Origin of the sequence: Streptomyces sp. adm13(2018), from assembly GCF_008042145.1 — a bacterium.
Taxonomy (GTDB): domain Bacteria; phylum Actinomycetota; class Actinomycetes; order Streptomycetales; family Streptomycetaceae; genus Streptomyces.
Genome location: NZ_RDBH01000321.1, coordinates 1 through 16,152, shown reverse-complemented (window position 1 = coordinate 16,152; position 16,152 = coordinate 1). Strand labels below are relative to the sequence as shown.

Genomic DNA, 16,152 nt, shown 5'->3' with positions numbered 1-16,152 from the left:
GGAACGGGGTGCCGCCCCGGCCCACCGTCGAGGTCCGGAGGGAGGCCGGCACCGGCGCCGCCACCCTGCACATCACCGCCCGGGCACACGGCCGGAGCGGCACCCCGTTCCAGTACGCCGTCCACCGCTTCCCCGGCAGGCCCGGACCCCACCCCGACCGCGGGACCGGCACCCTGATCGCCGTGGTACCGGGCGGGAAGCGGGCCGTCCACCACGACGCCGACGCACCGGCGGCCTGCTGGTACGCGGTGTCCGCCGTGGACCGGGTCCAGCGGCAGGGCCGACTGTCCCGGCCCGCCCGCTGACACGCCCGGTTCTCGCCGGCCGTTCCCCGCGCGGGGARCGGCCGGCGAGCCGCGCGCTCCTCCCACGGCGCCCACGGCGCGGGCGGAGAAACGTTCACCAGCTGGGCGCTGGACATACGGTCGACAGGCGAAGCCCCTTGCTGGACCATGCGTCCCATGCCTCTCACCGTTCGCGATCTGCTGGCCATTCCCTCCCTGCGTCTGCGCCTGGTGGCTGGCGGCACGGGCCTCGGCAGAGTGGTCGAGGCTGCGCACGCGACCGAGAACACCCGGCCCGCCTCCTGGCTCGAAGGCGCCGAAGTGGTCATGACCAGCGGCCTGTTGCTGTCGGAGGACGAGGCCGACTGCTCGGCGTACGTCGAGGAACTCACCTCCGGCAAGGCCGCCGCCCTCATCGTCGGCGTGGGTCCCGGACTGCCCCTGCAGACGGTGCCGGACGCCCTGAGCCACCACGCCGAACACCTCGGGATGCCGCTGCTCACCGCACCGGCGAGCGTCTCCTTCGCCTCCATCACCAAAGCGGTGTTCGGCGCGCGCGCCTCGGAGGAACGACGCCTCCTGGAACGAACCCTGCGCACGCAACGCCGGCTGTCGTCGGCTGCCGCCTCCCTCGACGGGCTGACGGGGCTGCTCTCGTCCTGGTTCCAGGCGGTGAACTCGGGCGTGGCCGTGTGCGACCCCTCGGGGCGGCTCCTCGGCTCCGCCGGCACCGACGGGCCGAAACTGCTGACGGACGCCGCTCCCGTGATCGACACCGTCTCCCTGCACGGTCTCCGGGGCAGCGGCGGCGCGGACCTGCCGTGCGGAAAGCTCGTGGTGCAGCCGCTCGGCACCACCCGTCTGCGCGGCTTCCTCGTCCTCCTCGACGCGGACTCGCCGGAGGCCCGGTTGCTGATCAGCGTCCTCGTCTCGCTGCTCTCCGTCGAACTGGAACGACGCCACCTGGCCGACGAACCGCAGCGCCGTCGCCGGGCGGCCCTGCTCGCCCGGCTCTTCCACCCGGACATCACGGCGGACCAGGCACGGGCCCTGCTGCGCACGGCGGACGTCCCCGCCACGACCGTCCGGGCCGTGGCGGTGCGGGCTGCCGGCGAACCGGTCGAACTCGCCGCGGACCTCGCCCTCGCGGTGCCGGGTGGACTCGCACGCGTGACGGGCGACACCGTCGAACTGGTCGTGGCGGAGGAGGTGGACACCTCGGCCGTGCTCAGCCGGTTCGCGCCGGGCCGCCCGGCGGGGATCGGTCCGGCCGTCGCCCCCCAGCACGCGGCCCTCTCGCTCCGGCAGGCGAGCGGGCTGCTCTCCTCCAGCGCCGAGCTGGGCCGCCCCGTCAGCGCTTCGGAGGCCGGGTCGGTCAGACTCCTGCTCAGCCTGGGGAGCCCCGCGACACTGGCGGCCTTCGCCGACACCGTACTGGCCCCACTCGACGCCGCCGATCCCGTCGGGGAACTCACCGAGACGCTGCGCGTCTGGCTGGAGACGAACGGCTCCTGGGCCGAGACCTCCACCCTGCTCGGCCTGCACCGGCACACGGTCCAGAACCGCATCGAGAAAGTGGCCAGACTGACGGGAAGACGGCAGGACCGCGCGGAGGACCGCATCGACCTCTGGCTGGCGCTGACGGCGCGAGCGGTCGGCACCCCCGCACCCCATCAGCGGAGATACCGGAACGCCGTCCCCCAACAGGGCTGAACAGTCGAACCCGCCGGTGGACGGATCGACATTCCGTCCATGTCCAGGCGCCCGCCCCGGTTCCTACCGTACGCCTGCCGGTCCGAGCCGGCACGGACCACGGTGCTCCCCCCGGGGCGGCCACCCGACCGCCCTCCACCCGCCTGAGCCGTGCCGGACGACCGCGTCTCCCCACCGTCAGACAGGAGAATCAGCATGAGAATCCGGTCCGTCCTGACAGCGCTGGCCCTCGTCCTCGGCGCGCTCTTCGCGCCCGGCGTCGGCGTCCTCACCGCCGCCGGCGAAGCCCAGGCGGTCAGCAAGATCAGCCACGCCACCGCCACCTCGATGTTCCGGTCCTCCGGGATCACCTGGTCCTCGTCCGGCGGCTGCTCCAACCGCAACGTCGCCACCTGCACCTCCTTCGACCAGCTCAACCTCGCCACCGCCCAGGGCGCCCAGACCCTCAAGAGCGCCAGCGGCTGCGCCCTGAACATCACCGGCGGCACCGAGACCGGCCACGCGAGCGGCACCTACTCGCACTGGAACGGCTACAAGCTCGACTTCGCCAAGGCCACCTGCGTCACCAACTACGTGAAGAACACGTTCACCTACATCGGCGTACGCGGGGACGGCGCACCGCAGTGGAAGTCCGGCGCGGGCAACGTCTACGCCGACGAGGGCAACCACTGGGACGTGACCTTCTACAACTGCGGCGGCTGCTGACCCCCTCGCCCCGCCCGCACCGGCCCCCCGACGGGCCACCGGCCTCCGGAGCCCGACGTGGCGCCCTTCCTCCGCCGAACGCACCACCAGGCCGAGGGCGTGCCACCGGCTCCGGAGGCGTCGGCGGGCCACGGGTTTCTCCGCGGCCCGCATGTCGCGACCGCCGAGAGGGCCCGGCGTGCGCACCCTGGAAGCCCCGACCGCACGGAAGGGGCACGGATCACTCGTGCATCCGAGCGGCTTCGCCAACTCTTCTCGTCTGGAGCAAAGTTGACCCAGGACCTCTCTCGCCGCGTCGCGTTGCGCGCGGCAGTCGGCACCGCACTCGTCCTGCCCGTCGTCCACGCGGGCACCGCGCAGGCCACCGCACCCCTTCCGCCGTCGCCGAAGGACGGCGGACAAGGCCCCGTGACCAACCCCCGGGACCCCGGCGCGGTCTACGGCCCCGACGCCGCCCGCAGCGCGCACGCCGAACCGCTGAACGCCGCCGTCGGCTGCGCCGTGGCGCGCGGAGGACACCGCTGATGGCCACCTTCGTGACCCGCGCCCAGTGGGGCGCCCGAGCGTCCAGAGGCGTCAGCGGCAGCATCACCCCCGCGCAGGGCGGGGTGGTCGTCCATCACGTCGACGCCGTCAGAGTGGCCAAGGCCGACCACGCCGACTGCGCCGCCCAGGTGCGCGGCATCCAGAACTACCACATGGACTCGAACGGCTGGGCGGACATCGCCTACAGCCACCTCGCCTGCGTCCACGGCTACCTCTTCCAGGGACGCGGCGAGAACGTGCGCACCGCGGCCCAGGGCACCACCCAGGGAAACGACGACTGGTACGCGGTCTGTGCGCTGACCGGCGGTACCAGCAGCACCTACGACGTCATCACCAGCCAGCTCATCGACGCCATCCGGTACGGGATCAACCGACTGCGGTCGTCCGGCGGCGCCGCCCAGGCCATCACCGGCCACCGGGACCACCACGCGACGGAATGCCCGGGCGCTCTGTACACCCGGGTCATCAGCGGCGAGGTCAATCCCGGCGGCGGCCCCCTGCCGTACCCCGGGGTCACCTTCCGCCAGTCCCCGGCCACCGTGCACGCGAGCGTGGCGACCTGGCAGTACCGCATGAACAACGCGCACGGCTTCGCCCTCACCGTGGACGGCCAGTACGGGCCGGGCTCCGACGCGGCCTGCCGCAGCTTCCAGTCACGCAAGGGGCTGACCGTGGACGGCCTGGTCGGCCCGGCCACCTGGGGAGCGACGTTCGCCTAGCCGTACTCCGACGACCGATTCCTCGGAGAGCACGAAGGACGGCCCATCCTCCGAGGAGGCCTCCGTGGCGGCCGGAGTCGTACCGGCCGCCACGGAGAAGGGGAAGGAATCAGGCGACGGCGTCGAACGAGGGGAGGTACCCGTACTGCTGTCCCTTGCCGTTCGGGTGGTAGCTCTCGTCGACGGGAAGCCGCGTGCTGTGCAGCCAGGCGTCACCCGAGCAGATCTCGTGCCCCGAGAAGGTGCCGCGTACGTCGATGAAGCGGAAGCCGGCGGCCGCCGCGCGCCGGCCGATCACCGAGTTGAGCGTGTCGGCGGCGTCGTCCAGCGCCTTGCGCTTGGTGTCGCCGATCCCGACGACGCAGCTGCCGAGCTTGTAGAGCCGCGGATAGCCGAGCACCATGACCCGGGCCTGCGGGGAGCGCGACCTGATGCCGGAGTAGAGCTGGTCCAGCTGGCCCGGCAGCTGGTTGCGGGCCCTGGCCGTGCCCTCGTTCACCGCGGCGATGCAGGCCTGGTCGGACTGCAGCACGCACACGCCCATGATGTCGGCGAACCCGATGTCGTTGCCTCCCGCGCTGACACTGACGAGGCTGGTCGAGCTGGTGAGGCTCCCGAGCTGACTGTTGCGCACGGTGGTGCTGGTGGCGCCGGAACATGCCACGAAGACGAAGGACGCCGGCGCGTTCGCCGCACTCCACAGCGCGGGATAGGAACGGGAGCTGCGCTTGCAGTTGCCACTGTCCGAGAGGTACGAGCCCGCGCCGACGCCGGAGGAGTACGAGTCTCCCAGCGCGACGTACCGGTCCCCGGCGGCCTGCGCGGCGCCGGTTCCGAGCAGGAGTGCGACGGCTGTGAAGAGCATGGTGAGCGAGGCGGACAACCTGCGGAATCTGCGCACTCGGTGCCTCCGGGGCATGGTGATCGGCCGGGACGGTCCGTCCGTCCCGTGGGTGAACGACTTCTGGGTGGAGAAGGAGCGGTCTGCGCGCCCCTCCGGCTGAGCCGCAGACCGGTTCGGCAGCTGCGCCCCAGTTGTTTCACCCGACTCCCCGGCAGCGCCGGACTCCGGTAACCGCGGCGTGTCGAGGGCGAGAACGCCCTGCCGGGGTGCTCGTCGGAGCTGGGCGACCGCACAGCGACGCAATCGATACGCAGGCTTCCCCTCCTGCGGGCGGCACGACTCTCTCCGCCGCGCCGGGGACGATTCGGTTCCGGGGGGCGCGCGCCCGACCCACGCGCCGTACAGGTGCGATCCGGACATTCCCGGTTCGAGGCAGCCGACGGGACAGGCCCTCGGCCTGCTGCGCCCTCGGAGCGACGCACCGGATCCGGCCGATGCGCTCCGTAGTGCGCCCCCTGTGCACCCGGTGCTGTGTTCCGCATCCGGCCGCAAGGGCAGAGGGGTGGGGGTGATGGCTCGCGTCGTGCCCATCTGGCACGACGGGGAACCGAAGGGGTGGGAATGATACGAGTGACGGTGGTCTACGAGGCGCAGCTGCTGCGGACCGCATTGGTCGAGATGCTCAGATCGGGCGGGGTCACGGTCATCTCCTCGCTGCCCCGATGGCCGCTCGGCCCGGCGACGGGGATGTGCGAACCCGACGTGTACGTGGCGGACGCCGAGTGTCTGCCCTCCTCGGAGACGCGGCCCGTGGCCACCGTCGCACGGTGCTCGGGGGAGGCCTCGGGTGTCCGTCCGGCCCTCCTGGCCCTCGTCGCCGGGGAGCGGCCGGGGGTGCTGCGGCGGGCCCATGCCGCGGGGGCGAGCGGCTTCGTCGACCAGAACGCCCCGAAGTACCGATTACTGGAGGCAGTGCACCGTCTGTCCAAGGGGGAACGCTACATCGACGACACGCTCGCGCTCGGCTTCCTCCAGGCGGCGGAGATGCCCCTGACCCGGCGTGAGCTGAGCGTCCTCTCGCTCGCCGCGGACGGGGCGCCGGTCGCCGAGATCGCCGCGACGCTGTTCCTGACCAAGGGCACCGTCCGCAACTACATGGCCAGCGTCATCCGCAAGGTCGGGGCACGGAACCGCGTGGACGCGATCCGGATCGCCCAGGGCGCCGGGTGGACCTGAGCACGGCCCCGGCGTCCTCGCCGGAGCGGTCCGCTCACTCCTGGACCTGGTTCCAGTGCCCCACCAGATCGCGGTAGAGAGCGGACCGCGCGAGCAGCTCGTCGTGCGTTCCGTACTGGGCCCGGGTGCCGTCCAGGACGAGGATCCGGTCGGCCCGGAGCGCGGACGACAACCGGTGGGCCACCACGACCAGGGTGCCCGGCCGCGCGCTCAGCGCCCGCTCGGCGGTGGCCTCCGCGACGGGATCCAGGTGGCAGGTCGCCTCGTCGAGCAACAGCAGCGGGGCGGGAGCCAGATGGGCGCGCCCCAGCGCGATCAGCTGCCGTTCGCCGAGGGACAGGGCGTCGGGCTCCAGCGTGCGGTCGAGGCCGCCCACCCGGTCGACGAGCGGTGCCAGGGCGAGCGCGTCCACGGTCCGGTCGACGGCGGTCCGGTCGGCGTCGGGCCGCAGGTACCGCAGGTTGTCCCGCAGGGTGCCCGTGAAGACGTACGCCTCCTGGGGGATCAACGCGCGCAGGGAGGTGAGCTCCGCGGGCGGGCACGTCGACACCGCGCGGCCGAGGATCCGTACGTCGCCCCGATCGGGGGCGAGCATGCCGGCCGCCACGTGCAGCAGGGTCGACTTGCCGATGCCGCTCGGGCCGACGACGGCGAGGTGTTCCCCCTGCCTGACGGTCAGCTCCAGCGCGTCGAGGACGGGACGCGCCCCGGGGCCGTACGCGGCGCGTACGCCGTGCAGTTCCAGCGCCGTGACCGCCCGGCCCGTACGGCGCGGGCCGGGCGGGGCGGTGGGTACGGCCGGCGCCGAGGGTGGGGCCTGGCTCGGTGGCAAGGGCTGAGTGAGCCGGTCGAGGACGACGAAGAGTCGCGCGCCCGCCGCGCCCAGGACGGTCATCAGGGTGTGCAGCGCGGGGAGCAACGACTGGAGGACGTACGTGAGCGCACCCACCACGGCTCCGGCCGTGACGCCCTGGCGGAGCAGCCACGGCGTCGCGACGAGCAGCAGAAGGACCGGCAGCTGCCCGGCCGTCGCCACCGAGAACGTGCGGACCGACGCCCAGCGGGCCAGGGCGCGCTGGGCGGCCGCCGCCTCCTCGACGGCACGGCGGTTCTGTGCGGCGGTCGCCTCCTGGGCGCCGCAGGCCACGATGTCCCGCAGAGCGGTGCGGGTGATCTCGGCGCGCCGGCCGACGGCCTCGTCCGCGTCGAGAAACCGGTGCTGGGCCCGCGCCATGGGCCGCAGCGAGGCCGTGAACAGGCCGAGGCCCAGGACCAGGGGCGGAAGCACCACGAGGAGGAACTGCGGCGCGAGCGACAGCAGCCCGACGAGCGCCCCCACGGCGACGAAGACGAAGGAACGGGTGGCGAGCACCAGTCCGGCGAAGCTGTCCCGCGCGATCTCGGTCTGACTCGTCAGCCGGGACACCGCGGTCGAGTCCACACCCCCGCCCCCGTCCCTTCCGGTGGCCGTGGCGGTGCGCAGGGCGCGTACCACCGACCCGCGGACGAGCTCGTCGCGCAGCGGCTCCGTGAGGTGGGGGAGCTGGGCGAAGACGCCCCGTACGACGGGGGCGCCGAGCAGGATGGCCACGGCTGCCCCCGCGAGCCAGAGCAGGCCGGTCGAGGGCGCGCCCCTCAGGAAACCGTCGTCGAGGGAGCGGGCCACGCAGTAGCCGCCGAGGAACGTCTGCGCGGACTCCGCGACGGACCAGCCCGCCAGCTTCGCCAGGACACCTTTGCGACGGCCGAGGAGTGACCCGAGGGAGGCCGTGACGCGCCGGGTCGAGTCCGTCTCCTCGGAGGCGGCCGCGGACGCCGGACGCGTGATCCGCCGCGCCGGGTCCGTGTCCTCGGAGGCGACGGCATCCGCTGCTTGACGGACCGTCGCCTGCGACGGAGCCGGTCCCTTCGCCCGCCCCGGGCTCGACGCGGGCGTCACTCGTCCGCTCCCGTCCCCGCTGCGGCCGACGACGTCAGAGCGCCGGATCCGGCGGGCTCCGGGGGAGCCTCCGGCCCGGTGGCCCGGAGCGGTGCGTCCGCGGGCCGGTCCTCCGCGGGCCGGTCCTCCGCGGTGAACACCGCGCGGTACTCCGGATCCTCCCAGAGCAGCCTGTGCGGTCCGGCCCTGCGCACACGGCCCGCCTCCAGCCAGACGACCAGATCCGCCCGGGCGGCCGTGGACACCCGATGCGCCACGATCAGCCGGGTGCCCGCCCGTGCCGGTGTGGCGAGGGCGGTCTCCACCTGGCGTTCGGTGGCCGTGTCGAGGCTCGACGTCGCGTCGTCGAGGATCATCAGACGGCTCCGGCCGATGAACGCGCGTGCCAGACCGAGGCGTTGGGCCTCGCCGCCGGAGAGCGGGGCATCGTCCACCGGGGTGTCGTACCCCTGCGGCAGCAGGCGGACGAAGCTGTCGGCGCAGGCGGCCGCCGCGGCCTCCCGGACGCTCGCCGGCGTGGCCGGGCTCCGCGCGGGCCCGGTTCCGGCGGCCAGCGCGGCGCCGAGCGTGGGGGTGGCCCCGCCGTCGAAGACGGGACGCGCGAAGGCGTACGAGGTCGCGCCACGCAGCTGCGCGCGGGACAGGTCGGCGAGGTCGACTCCGTCCAGACGGACGCTCCCGGCGTCGGGGTCGGTCAGCCGGCCCGCGACGGCGGCCAGGGTCGACTTGCCCGCTCCGGAGCGGCCCACGACGGCGACCGTCGACCCGCCGTCGATGGTGAGCGTCACGTCGGTGAGCAGGGGGACACCGCCGCGGGTCACCCGCACCCCGCTCAGGACCAGCTCCCCGGGCGCGTCGGCCGGCAGGACCGCGGAGCCGTGCGGCATCGGCGCCAGATCGGCGAGTTCGGCGGTGCGGCGTCCCGCGCCGCGCGCGCGGACCAGGGTGCCGAGCGGCGCCGCGATGCCACCGATCCCGGCGGCGAGCGCCGCGTACCGGGAGGCGGCGAGCAGCCCGCCCACGCTGACCTCGCCAGCGGCGAGCGCGACCCCCGCGACCGCGACGACGGCCGTGGTGAGCAGGGGCAGGAGGACGCCGCTGCGGGCGACGGCGCGGCCGTGGACGAGCCACATGCGGGTGCCGTGCCGGGTCATCTCCGCCAGCGGGGTGAGGACGCGCTCCTCCTCCTGCCGTGTGGTGTCGGCGGCGGCGATCGTACGGGCGCCGCCCAGCGCCTCGGCCAGCCGGGCGGCGACGGCGCCCTGCGCCCGCTGGTAGTGGCCGACCGAGTCGGAGGACTGGGTGGCGAACGCGCGGAGCAGCAGCAGGAGCAGGGGCAGACCGGCCACGAAGACGGCGGCGGTCCAGGGGTGGATGAGGGCCAGGGCGACGAGTGCGCCGATGGGCACGAGCACGGAGGACACCGCGGTCGCGAGGGCCGCCGGGGCGGTGCCGCTGTCGGTGCCGTTGACGCACAGCCGGGCGGCGACCTCGCCGCCCGAGTGGGGTGCCGCCCGGTGGGGCGCGGTGCCGAGGAGACCGTCCAGGGCGCGCAGCCGGATCCAGGCGGTGGCGCGGGCGTTGGCGAGCTGCGTCAGAAGGACGGAGCCGGTCTCCAGGAGCACTTCGGCCGCGAGGAGCACGCCGGTCCACAGCAGCCAGGTGCCCGCCCCGGGCCGGTCACGGAGCAGGAGGTCCAGGGTCCCGCCGGCGAGCGCGGGGACGGCGAGGGAGCAGGCCGCGCCGGCGACCGAGCAGAGCAGCAGCGCCGCGGTGATGCCCGCGGTGTGCCATACGGCGCCGCGGAGCAGCCGGTCGGAACCGGTCGGCGAGGCCATCCGGCCTCCTCTCTCCTCCCCTCCGGGAGCGACGTTCCCCCGCCGGGCCGCCGGTGTCCGGGGCCCGACGGCCGGAGCCCCGGGAGCAGTGCTCCCGGGGCCCCGTGACTCCTCACCGGCGCGCGGGGCGCCGTGCGGGAAGCCGGATCGGGTCAGTTACAGGTGGTGACGCTGAGGCTGCTGTCACCGCAGAGGAGGAGGCTGGCGCGGCTGCCGGTCTCGACGTCGCCGATGGCCTCGTCCTTGGGGGTCTCCAGCGACTGCAGGTCGAAGAGGTTCATGATCTTTTCCTTTCGTTGGGGACGGGTGGTGCAGGGCGACCCCGTTACGGGGCCGGTTCGTGGGGCCGCGGAAGCGGCGGAAGGAACGGCAGCTGGGCCGGGCGGTCGCCCAGGGCCGAGGAGAGGGCGAGCAGGACGCCCGCCGTTCCGGTGGAGAGGTCCATGGAGAGGCGCATCATCTGCTCGCCGGGGAAGGCGAGCCGGCCCTGGTAGGACATGGCGTGCCAGCTCAGACAGCCGACCTGGCGGCGTACGTCCTCCGGTGTCGTGCCGGGTCCGCCGACGTTCGTCCGGGCGAGGTGGAGCACCATGCCGGCGACGCCGCGGAAGAGACCGGGCTGGGCGTAGAAGGTGGCCTGCGCCGCCTGCACGATCTCGCGGCGCGCCCGGTCCAGGGCGTCGTCGCGCCGGTGGAGCAGGAAGTCGTCGATCACCATGCCGATGCCCACGCTGCCGGCGCCGAGGTACGGCATCGTGCGCCAGCCCTCGTCGACCTGCAGGGTCCCCGAGGCACCGCGGACGCAGCGGCTCAGGTCGTCGTGGAGCGCCTCGGCGGCGAGGTCGAGGAGGGCGGTGTCACCGGTGCGCTCGTAGAGCCGCACGAACAGCAGGGCCCGTCCGGCGGAGCCGTACAGCAGTCCCGTACGCGCCTTCCCCGCGATTCCCGCCGGTCGGGCGGGTGACCGGAGCGGGCGGGCGGACAGTTCGGCGCAGCGGAGGGCCGCCGCGTGGAGGCCGGACTCACCGGTGGCGGTGGCCAGGGCGTCCAGGGCGAGGCCGACACCGGCCGTCCCCGCGAACAGGTCGGGGGCGAGCCCCTCGTGGTCCTGTTCGGCGACGAGCGAGGCGAGGTCGAGAGCGGCGGCCGTGTGGCCGAGCCGTTCGAGGGTCCACGCGACGCCGGCGAGTCCGTCGTAGAAGCCGAGCGGTGTGCCGGAGTCGGGTTGCTTGGCGTGTCGCAGGAGCCTGTCCTCGGCGTCCGGACATCGGGGCGCGCCCGTCTCGTGCAGGGCGTGGAGCACCCCGGCGGTGCCGTGTCCGACGTTCATGCCGCCGCCGGCCGTGCCGAACTGGGCGATGTCCCCGGGGAAGAAGCGGTCCTCCCTCTCGGGTGTCGCCGACGCCATGATCGCGGCGACCATGGAGTCACGGCTGTCCGGCCAGTCGCCCGGCTCCACCGGCAGGAACCGGGAGCGGTCCGCCGGACGACCGGGCGCCCGCGCGCTCCCGCCGGACCGGTCGCCGGCCGGGTCGCGGGTGATCTCCCGAACCGCCTCGTCCAGGAGACCGGGGGGCAGCGGGAACCGCGCCGCGGCGGTCTCCGCCAGGTGCGCCGCCTTGCCCCGGTCCACCGCGAGCAGACTCGTGAGCGGGATGAACAGCGCGATCCGGAGGCACGCGAGGGCGTACCGGTCCACATCGAAGCCCCGCCGGTCGGCGGGCGCCACGAACGCCGGGTTGGCGACGGTCTGCCGGCCACCCTCCGCGGCGGGTCTGGCCGCCTCGAAGTCCAGCAGCGTCACCGAGGACTCGTCCTCGGACACCATGATGTTGAACAGGTGCAGGTCGTTGAAGACGATCCCGCGGGCGTGCACCGCGGCCACGGCCCGCTCGACGAGCCCGTGGATCCGCAGCGCCCACTCCGTGTACTCGGCGAGCCGCTCCGCCGACGGATCGGCCTCCATCAGCGGATGCCTCCGCGCGAAGAAGGTGTTGAGGGGCTTGCCCTCCACGAACTCCATGACCAGGAAGTGGTGCTCGCCCACCGTGAAGCTGTCGAGCACCTCCGGCGTGCAGCCCAGCCCCGAAAGCCGCTCCAGCGCCTCGCGTTCGCGGTGCAGCCGCGTCACGGCGTCCGCGCCGTCGGCGGCGAGACCGGCGTGCGGCCTGGCCTCCTTCAGGACGACCCGCCGCCCGGTCCGCCGGTCCCGGGCCTCGTACACCCCGCCGCCGTTGGAGAAGTGCAGGGCCTTCTCGATCTCGTACGGCACGTCCTGGACGGTCACCGAGGCCCTGGCCTCCAGGTGCGGACGGAGGAAGGCGGGGGGAGTCACCCAGGCGGGCACGTGGAAGACGGGATCGCGCCGGTCGGGTACGAGCGTGCCTGACCCGTCCTCGACGGCCGGCCGCAGCTCCCCGTGCTCGTCGTAGCAGTGGCGGAGGGTGAAGCTGCCGTACCGCAGGTGCACGGGCCCCGCGCCCCAGCGCAGATCGCTGAGGATGTACGGCCCCGGCCGCCCCTCGAGCAGCGACGCCAGATCGCCGGCCACGCGCTCGCACTGCTCGTCGTCGGCCGGATACACGGTGATGAACTTGCCGCTCGCCGAGCGGTCCGCGTACTTGGCGTTCCGCTGGTGCAGCAGGTAGCGGCTGGGGACGAACTTGAAGGCCACGTCCTGTCCCAGACAGTACGAGCGGACCGTGTCGAGGATCTCCTCCGCGTCGTCGAGACGGGCCGAGACGTGGATCTTCCAGCCCTGCGACGGGAGCGCGTGGTCCAGGGGGCGCAGGGCGAGCCAGTCGCCCGTACGGTGGGACGTCCAGCCCTCGGGCACGGGCAGGGTGGCCGCCCGGTAGAGGGAGTCACCCGCACCCTCGGCGAAGACCAGACGGTGCGGCGCGTCGTAGAAGTGACGGTCGGCGTCGCAGAACACCGCGTACCCCTTGTTCACTGCGCACTCCCTCGGTCGGTGACAGGCATGACGCTGTCACGTCTCCCGAGGACCCCGACAGTCGCCGCTGTCACCTTCCACCTATGCGGAACGCACAGGTAACAACAGCCCCGAGGGCGCGGACGGCCGGCACGACCGGCGCCGCCGCGCCCCGGCCTCGCGGCAGCCGGGGCGCGGCGCGACGGTTCGTCAGACCGTGAGTGATGACTGGTCAGAGCGCAGACGGCGGCCCCCGTCAGACCAGGGACAAGGGCCCCGTCAGGCCGCGGAGGGCGGCCGTCCGACCGCGGGCGACGGACCCGTCAGATCGCGGACGACTGCCGTCCGACCGCAGAGGACGGGCCCGTCAGATCGCGGACGACTGCCCGTCAGACCACGGATGGCGGCCCGTCGACCAGTGCCCGCGCAGCGGCGTACTCCTCGCGGGCGGCCTGCTCCGCGACGTCCAGATAGCCGTACGCGTCGGCGCCGACCGGGATGCGCAGGGGCGTGGGCCCCGCGGTGTGGACGATGGCCAGGACGCGTGCGGCGAAGTCGTCGGGACGCCCCGTCTCGGGGCTGTCCGCGAGCCCCCGCGCGCCTTCGAGCATCTCGCGGTTGGTCACGTCGTACGCGGGGACGCGGTGGGCGGCCTCCGTCATGGCGGTGCCGTAGCGGGTGGCGAACATGCCGGGCTCGATGACCGTGACGCGGATGCCGTGCGGGGCCGCCTCCACCGCGAGGGCCTCGCTCATGCCCTCCAGGGCGTGCTTCGCGGCCACGTAGGCGCCGAGACCGGGGAAGGCCATCCGGCCGACGATGGACGAGACGTTGAGGATGTGGCCGTGCCCCTGGGCCCGCATCAGGGGCAGGGCGAGCCGCGCGAGCCTCCACGGCCCGACGACCAGGATCTCCAACTGCTCACGGAGTTCGGCGTCGGAGACCTCCTCGACCGCGCCGAACAACCCGACGCCGGCGTTGTTGACGAGGACGTCGATGCCTCCGAGGCGGTCGACGGCCGTCCGGACGGCCTCCTCGCAGGAGGCCGCGTCCCGCAGCTCCAGCGGCACCGGGACGATCCGTCCCGGCCAGGCGGCGGCCAGGTCCTCCAGGTCCGCGGTCTTGCGGGCGGTGACCACGAGTTCGTGCCCCGCCCGCGCCGCCGCCGCGGCCAATGCCCTTCCGAGGCCCGACGAACACCCCGTGATCAACCAGCGCCTGCCCATGGATCCCCCCGTACGGATCGCCGAAGTGATGGCGCGCCAGCGGCCGTGCCTCTCGTGCCGCAGGACGCGCACCGTCCCGGCCGTGACGGCGGGACGCGCTTCATCGTGGGGGCGAGATCCGGCCACGGCCATCCCTCACGCAGGGGCGCGCGGAGGCACGGACGGGCGCAGCGGGGCTCACTCCCCGACCGCTCCGAGACCGCGTACCACCTGCGGCGGGGCCCTGCCACGGGGCGGAGCCCACGTCGCCGTCCCCCGGATCAACCGGAAGGTGTTCTCCGCCGCCCGTACGCGGCCGGCCGCCGCATCGCCCGAATGCGCGAACGTCGCAGGGATGCCCAGGAACATCCGGGGCACCCGTATCCCAAGCTCCGCACGTGGCGGCCGAACGGCGGCGATGAACGGAGGCGACCACCGCCCCGGGCCGGAAGGCCCGCACGGGCGGGGGAGCGAAGGGCGGGACACCGCTCGCCGAGGACATGGCGGACGGCAGAAGCAGAAGCAGAAGACGGGAACGGAACACAGGGAGCAGCGAGATGCAGGTCCGTCCGTGGCGCGTGCAACCCGACTCCCGGCTGACGGCTCACGCGGTCGCCGGCCGGTACCGGCTCGACGGCCTGCTGGGCAGAGGGGGAGTGGCCGACGTCTACGAGGCCGTGGACCTCCGGCTGCGCAGGCCCGTCGCGGTGAAGGTCTTCCGCTGCGGCGACACCCGGACGGAGGAGCACTGCGACGGCGAGGGACGTCTCCTGGCCCAGCTGCAGCATCCCGGTCTGGTGACCCTCTTCGACTCCGGTCGCGACGAGGGCCGTCCCTTCCTGGTGATGGAGCTCGTCCGGGGGACGACCCTGCGCCGGCGCCTCGCCCGCTCCGCGCTCTCGGTGACCGAGACCTGCCGCATGGGGGTCGCGCTGTCCTCCGCGCTCGCCCACGTCCACGGCAAGGGGATAGTCCACCGTGACGTCAAGCCGTCGAACATCCTCCTGGACCGGACCGACACCCCGCGTCTGACGGACTTCGGGATCTCCCGTCGCTTCACCACCGCCGCCGACCCCACGGCCGCACCCGCCGAGGGAGAAGGCGGCCCGGCCGCCGACGGCGAGGACATTCTCATGGGGACGGCCTCCTACATGGCTCCGGAACAGGCACTCGGCTGGACCACGGGACCGCGGGCCGACGTCTACAGCCTCGGACTCGTGCTCCTGGAGGCCCTCAAGGGCGAACGGGAGTACGACGGCCAGCCCCTGGAGGCGGCCCTCGCCCGGTTGCACCGCCCGCCGACGCTGCCCGACGGACTCCCCCCGGACCTCGGCAAGCTGCTGAAGGCCATGACGGCACACGAGGCCGCCGACCGGCCCGACGCCCGCGCCTGCCAGAAGGCGCTGGCGGCGCTGCCGACCCCCGACGCGCGCGAGGCCGCGCCGCCGGTGACGGCCCCGGCGGGCCCCGCGCCCTCGTCCGACCTCCGCCGCCGGCTCTCCACCCTCACGAAGACCAGGTCGCCCCGCCGCCCCGGGCGGCTGCTCGCCAAGAGCGCGGCCCTGGCCGCCCTCGGGGTCACCCTGACGGGCTCCATCGGCGCCGCCCCCATCGGGAGCCGGAGTGATGTGCACCCGTCGACCAGCCGCCTGACCACCCACCAGATACACGATGGCGCGAGGCCGTCGAAGGCCGACTGACCCGAGACGTGTGAAACGGCGCTTTTCGAGAACACGTATCTCCACGAGAACACGACGGCCACCGGCCGCACGGGAGGAAGGAAGAACATGACTCGTGACGTCTGGACTTACGCCGAGACCGCGACCCACGCGACACAGGTGGATGTGACGGGATTCAAGGTCGAGTGTTCGGACGGCGGCATCGGCAAGGTGGACAGGCACTCGGCGGAGGTCGGCAGCAGCCACCTGGTCGTGGACACCGGCCCGTGGATCATCGGCCGCCAGGTCGTCATCCCGGGCGGAGTCGTCACCGCGGTCGACCTCGCGACGGAGACCGTGTACCTCAGCTGCACCAAGGAACAGGTGAAGAACGCACCCGAGTTCGTGCCCGACCAGAACGATGAGGCCGGACACAAGATGAAGTTCGTCGACTACTACCTGGCGTTCTTCCGGTAGGACCGCGGTGGCGGCGGTCGACGGCAGGACGGTGTGCGGTGCGGTGCCCGTAACGC

At 73.6% G+C, this 16,152-nt stretch carries 14 protein-coding genes; 8 read left to right on the top strand and 6 right to left on the bottom strand.

Going from position 1 to position 16,152, the window contains the following annotated elements:
* The 5 genes from EAO70_RS38415 to EAO70_RS37160 all read left to right on the top strand — a co-directional run.
* Nucleotides 1–305, top strand: a 305-nt coding sequence (locus EAO70_RS38415; protein ID WP_222723522.1) for a hypothetical protein, incomplete at its 5' end; no start/stop codon positions are given.
* 156 nt (nt 306–461) lie between these two features.
* Complete coding sequence (locus EAO70_RS37175) at nt 462–1,997, top strand: PucR family transcriptional regulator (protein WP_148007174.1); 1,536 nt, start codon at nt 462–464, stop codon at nt 1,995–1,997.
* Nucleotides 1,998–2,192: 195 nt separating this feature from the next.
* Nucleotides 2,193–2,702, top strand: coding sequence for a hypothetical protein (locus tag EAO70_RS37170; RefSeq protein ID WP_148007173.1), 510 nt, complete (start codon nt 2,193–2,195; stop codon nt 2,700–2,702).
* A gap of 270 nt (nt 2,703–2,972) precedes the next feature.
* Nucleotides 2,973–3,227, top strand: a complete 255-nt coding sequence (locus tag EAO70_RS37165) for a hypothetical protein (protein ID WP_148007172.1) — start codon at nt 2,973–2,975, stop codon at nt 3,225–3,227.
* Entirely contained in the window at nt 3,227–3,967 is a 741-nt protein-coding gene (locus tag EAO70_RS37160) for an N-acetylmuramoyl-L-alanine amidase (RefSeq protein ID WP_148007171.1), read from the top strand. Before EAO70_RS37165 ends, EAO70_RS37160 begins: the two co-directional genes overlap by 1 nt.
* Nucleotides 3,968–4,076: 109 nt before the next feature.
* Here EAO70_RS37160 and EAO70_RS37155 read toward each other — a convergent pair whose 3' ends face one another.
* The gene (locus tag EAO70_RS37155; protein ID WP_148007170.1) at nt 4,077–4,886 is read right to left on the bottom strand and encodes an SGNH/GDSL hydrolase family protein; all 810 of its coding nucleotides are present in this window, start codon (nt 4,884–4,886) and stop codon (nt 4,077–4,079) included.
* 546 nt (nt 4,887–5,432) lie between these two features.
* Between EAO70_RS37155 and EAO70_RS37150 the strand changes: the two genes are divergently transcribed.
* On the top strand, nt 5,433–6,047 hold the full coding sequence (locus EAO70_RS37150; protein WP_148007169.1) for a response regulator transcription factor: 615 nt from the start codon (nt 5,433–5,435) through the stop codon (nt 6,045–6,047).
* 34 nt (nt 6,048–6,081) lie between these two features.
* On the opposite strand, the gene EAO70_RS37145 is transcribed toward EAO70_RS37150, so the two are convergent.
* The 5 genes from EAO70_RS37145 to EAO70_RS37125 form a co-directional block, all read right to left on the bottom strand.
* Nucleotides 6,082–7,986, bottom strand: coding sequence for an ATP-binding cassette domain-containing protein (locus tag EAO70_RS37145; RefSeq protein ID WP_148007168.1), 1,905 nt, complete (start codon nt 7,984–7,986; stop codon nt 6,082–6,084).
* Nucleotides 7,983–9,824, bottom strand: a complete 1,842-nt coding sequence (locus EAO70_RS37140) for an ABC transporter ATP-binding protein (RefSeq protein WP_148007167.1) — start codon at nt 9,822–9,824, stop codon at nt 7,983–7,985. Before EAO70_RS37140 ends, EAO70_RS37145 begins: the two co-directional genes overlap by 4 nt.
* A 152-nt stretch (nt 9,825–9,976) precedes the next feature.
* Nucleotides 9,977–10,105, bottom strand: coding sequence for a SapB/AmfS family lanthipeptide (locus tag EAO70_RS37135; protein ID WP_015037662.1), 129 nt, complete (start codon nt 10,103–10,105; stop codon nt 9,977–9,979).
* 44 nt (nt 10,106–10,149) lie between these two features.
* Complete coding sequence (gene lanKC, locus EAO70_RS37130; RefSeq protein WP_148007166.1) at nt 10,150–12,777, bottom strand: class III lanthionine synthetase LanKC; 2,628 nt, start codon at nt 12,775–12,777, stop codon at nt 10,150–10,152.
* A 368-nt stretch (nt 12,778–13,145) separates the two neighbouring features.
* On the bottom strand, nt 13,146–13,982 hold the full coding sequence (locus EAO70_RS37125; protein WP_148007165.1) for an SDR family oxidoreductase: 837 nt from the start codon (nt 13,980–13,982) through the stop codon (nt 13,146–13,148).
* A gap of 536 nt (nt 13,983–14,518) precedes the next feature.
* Here EAO70_RS37125 and EAO70_RS37120 point away from each other — a divergent pair.
* Complete coding sequence (locus EAO70_RS37120; protein ID WP_148007164.1) at nt 14,519–15,661, top strand: serine/threonine-protein kinase; 1,143 nt, start codon at nt 14,519–14,521, stop codon at nt 15,659–15,661.
* Between the two features lie 87 nt (nt 15,662–15,748).
* Entirely contained in the window at nt 15,749–16,096 is a 348-nt protein-coding gene (locus EAO70_RS37115) for a PRC-barrel domain containing protein (protein ID WP_148007163.1), read from the top strand.
* The last annotated feature ends 56 nt before the right edge of the window (nt 16,097–16,152 follow it).

Excerpts from the sequence above, each read along its gene's own strand:
- EAO70_RS37140 (WP_148007167.1), bottom strand. The coding sequence starts at position 9,824 with ATGGCCTCGCCGACCGGTTCCGACCGGCTGCTCCGCGGCGCCGTATGG.
- EAO70_RS37155 (WP_148007170.1), bottom strand. The coding sequence starts at position 4,886 with ATGCCCCGGAGGCACCGAGTGCGCAGATTCCGCAGGTTGTCCGCCTCG.
- EAO70_RS37160 (WP_148007171.1), top strand. The coding sequence starts at position 3,227 with ATGGCCACCTTCGTGACCCGCGCCCAGTGGGGCGCCCGAGCGTCCAGA.
- EAO70_RS37115 (WP_148007163.1), top strand. The coding sequence starts at position 15,749 with ATGACTCGTGACGTCTGGACTTACGCCGAGACCGCGACCCACGCGACA.
- EAO70_RS37170 (WP_148007173.1), top strand. The coding sequence starts at position 2,193 with ATGAGAATCCGGTCCGTCCTGACAGCGCTGGCCCTCGTCCTCGGCGCG.
- EAO70_RS37150 (WP_148007169.1), top strand. The coding sequence starts at position 5,433 with ATGATACGAGTGACGGTGGTCTACGAGGCGCAGCTGCTGCGGACCGCA.
- EAO70_RS37125 (WP_148007165.1), bottom strand. The coding sequence starts at position 13,982 with ATGGGCAGGCGCTGGTTGATCACGGGGTGTTCGTCGGGCCTCGGAAGG.
- EAO70_RS37175 (WP_148007174.1), top strand. The coding sequence starts at position 462 with ATGCCTCTCACCGTTCGCGATCTGCTGGCCATTCCCTCCCTGCGTCTG.
- EAO70_RS37120 (WP_148007164.1), top strand. The coding sequence starts at position 14,519 with ATGCAGGTCCGTCCGTGGCGCGTGCAACCCGACTCCCGGCTGACGGCT.
- EAO70_RS37135 (WP_015037662.1), bottom strand. The coding sequence starts at position 10,105 with ATGAACCTCTTCGACCTGCAGTCGCTGGAGACCCCCAAGGACGAGGCC.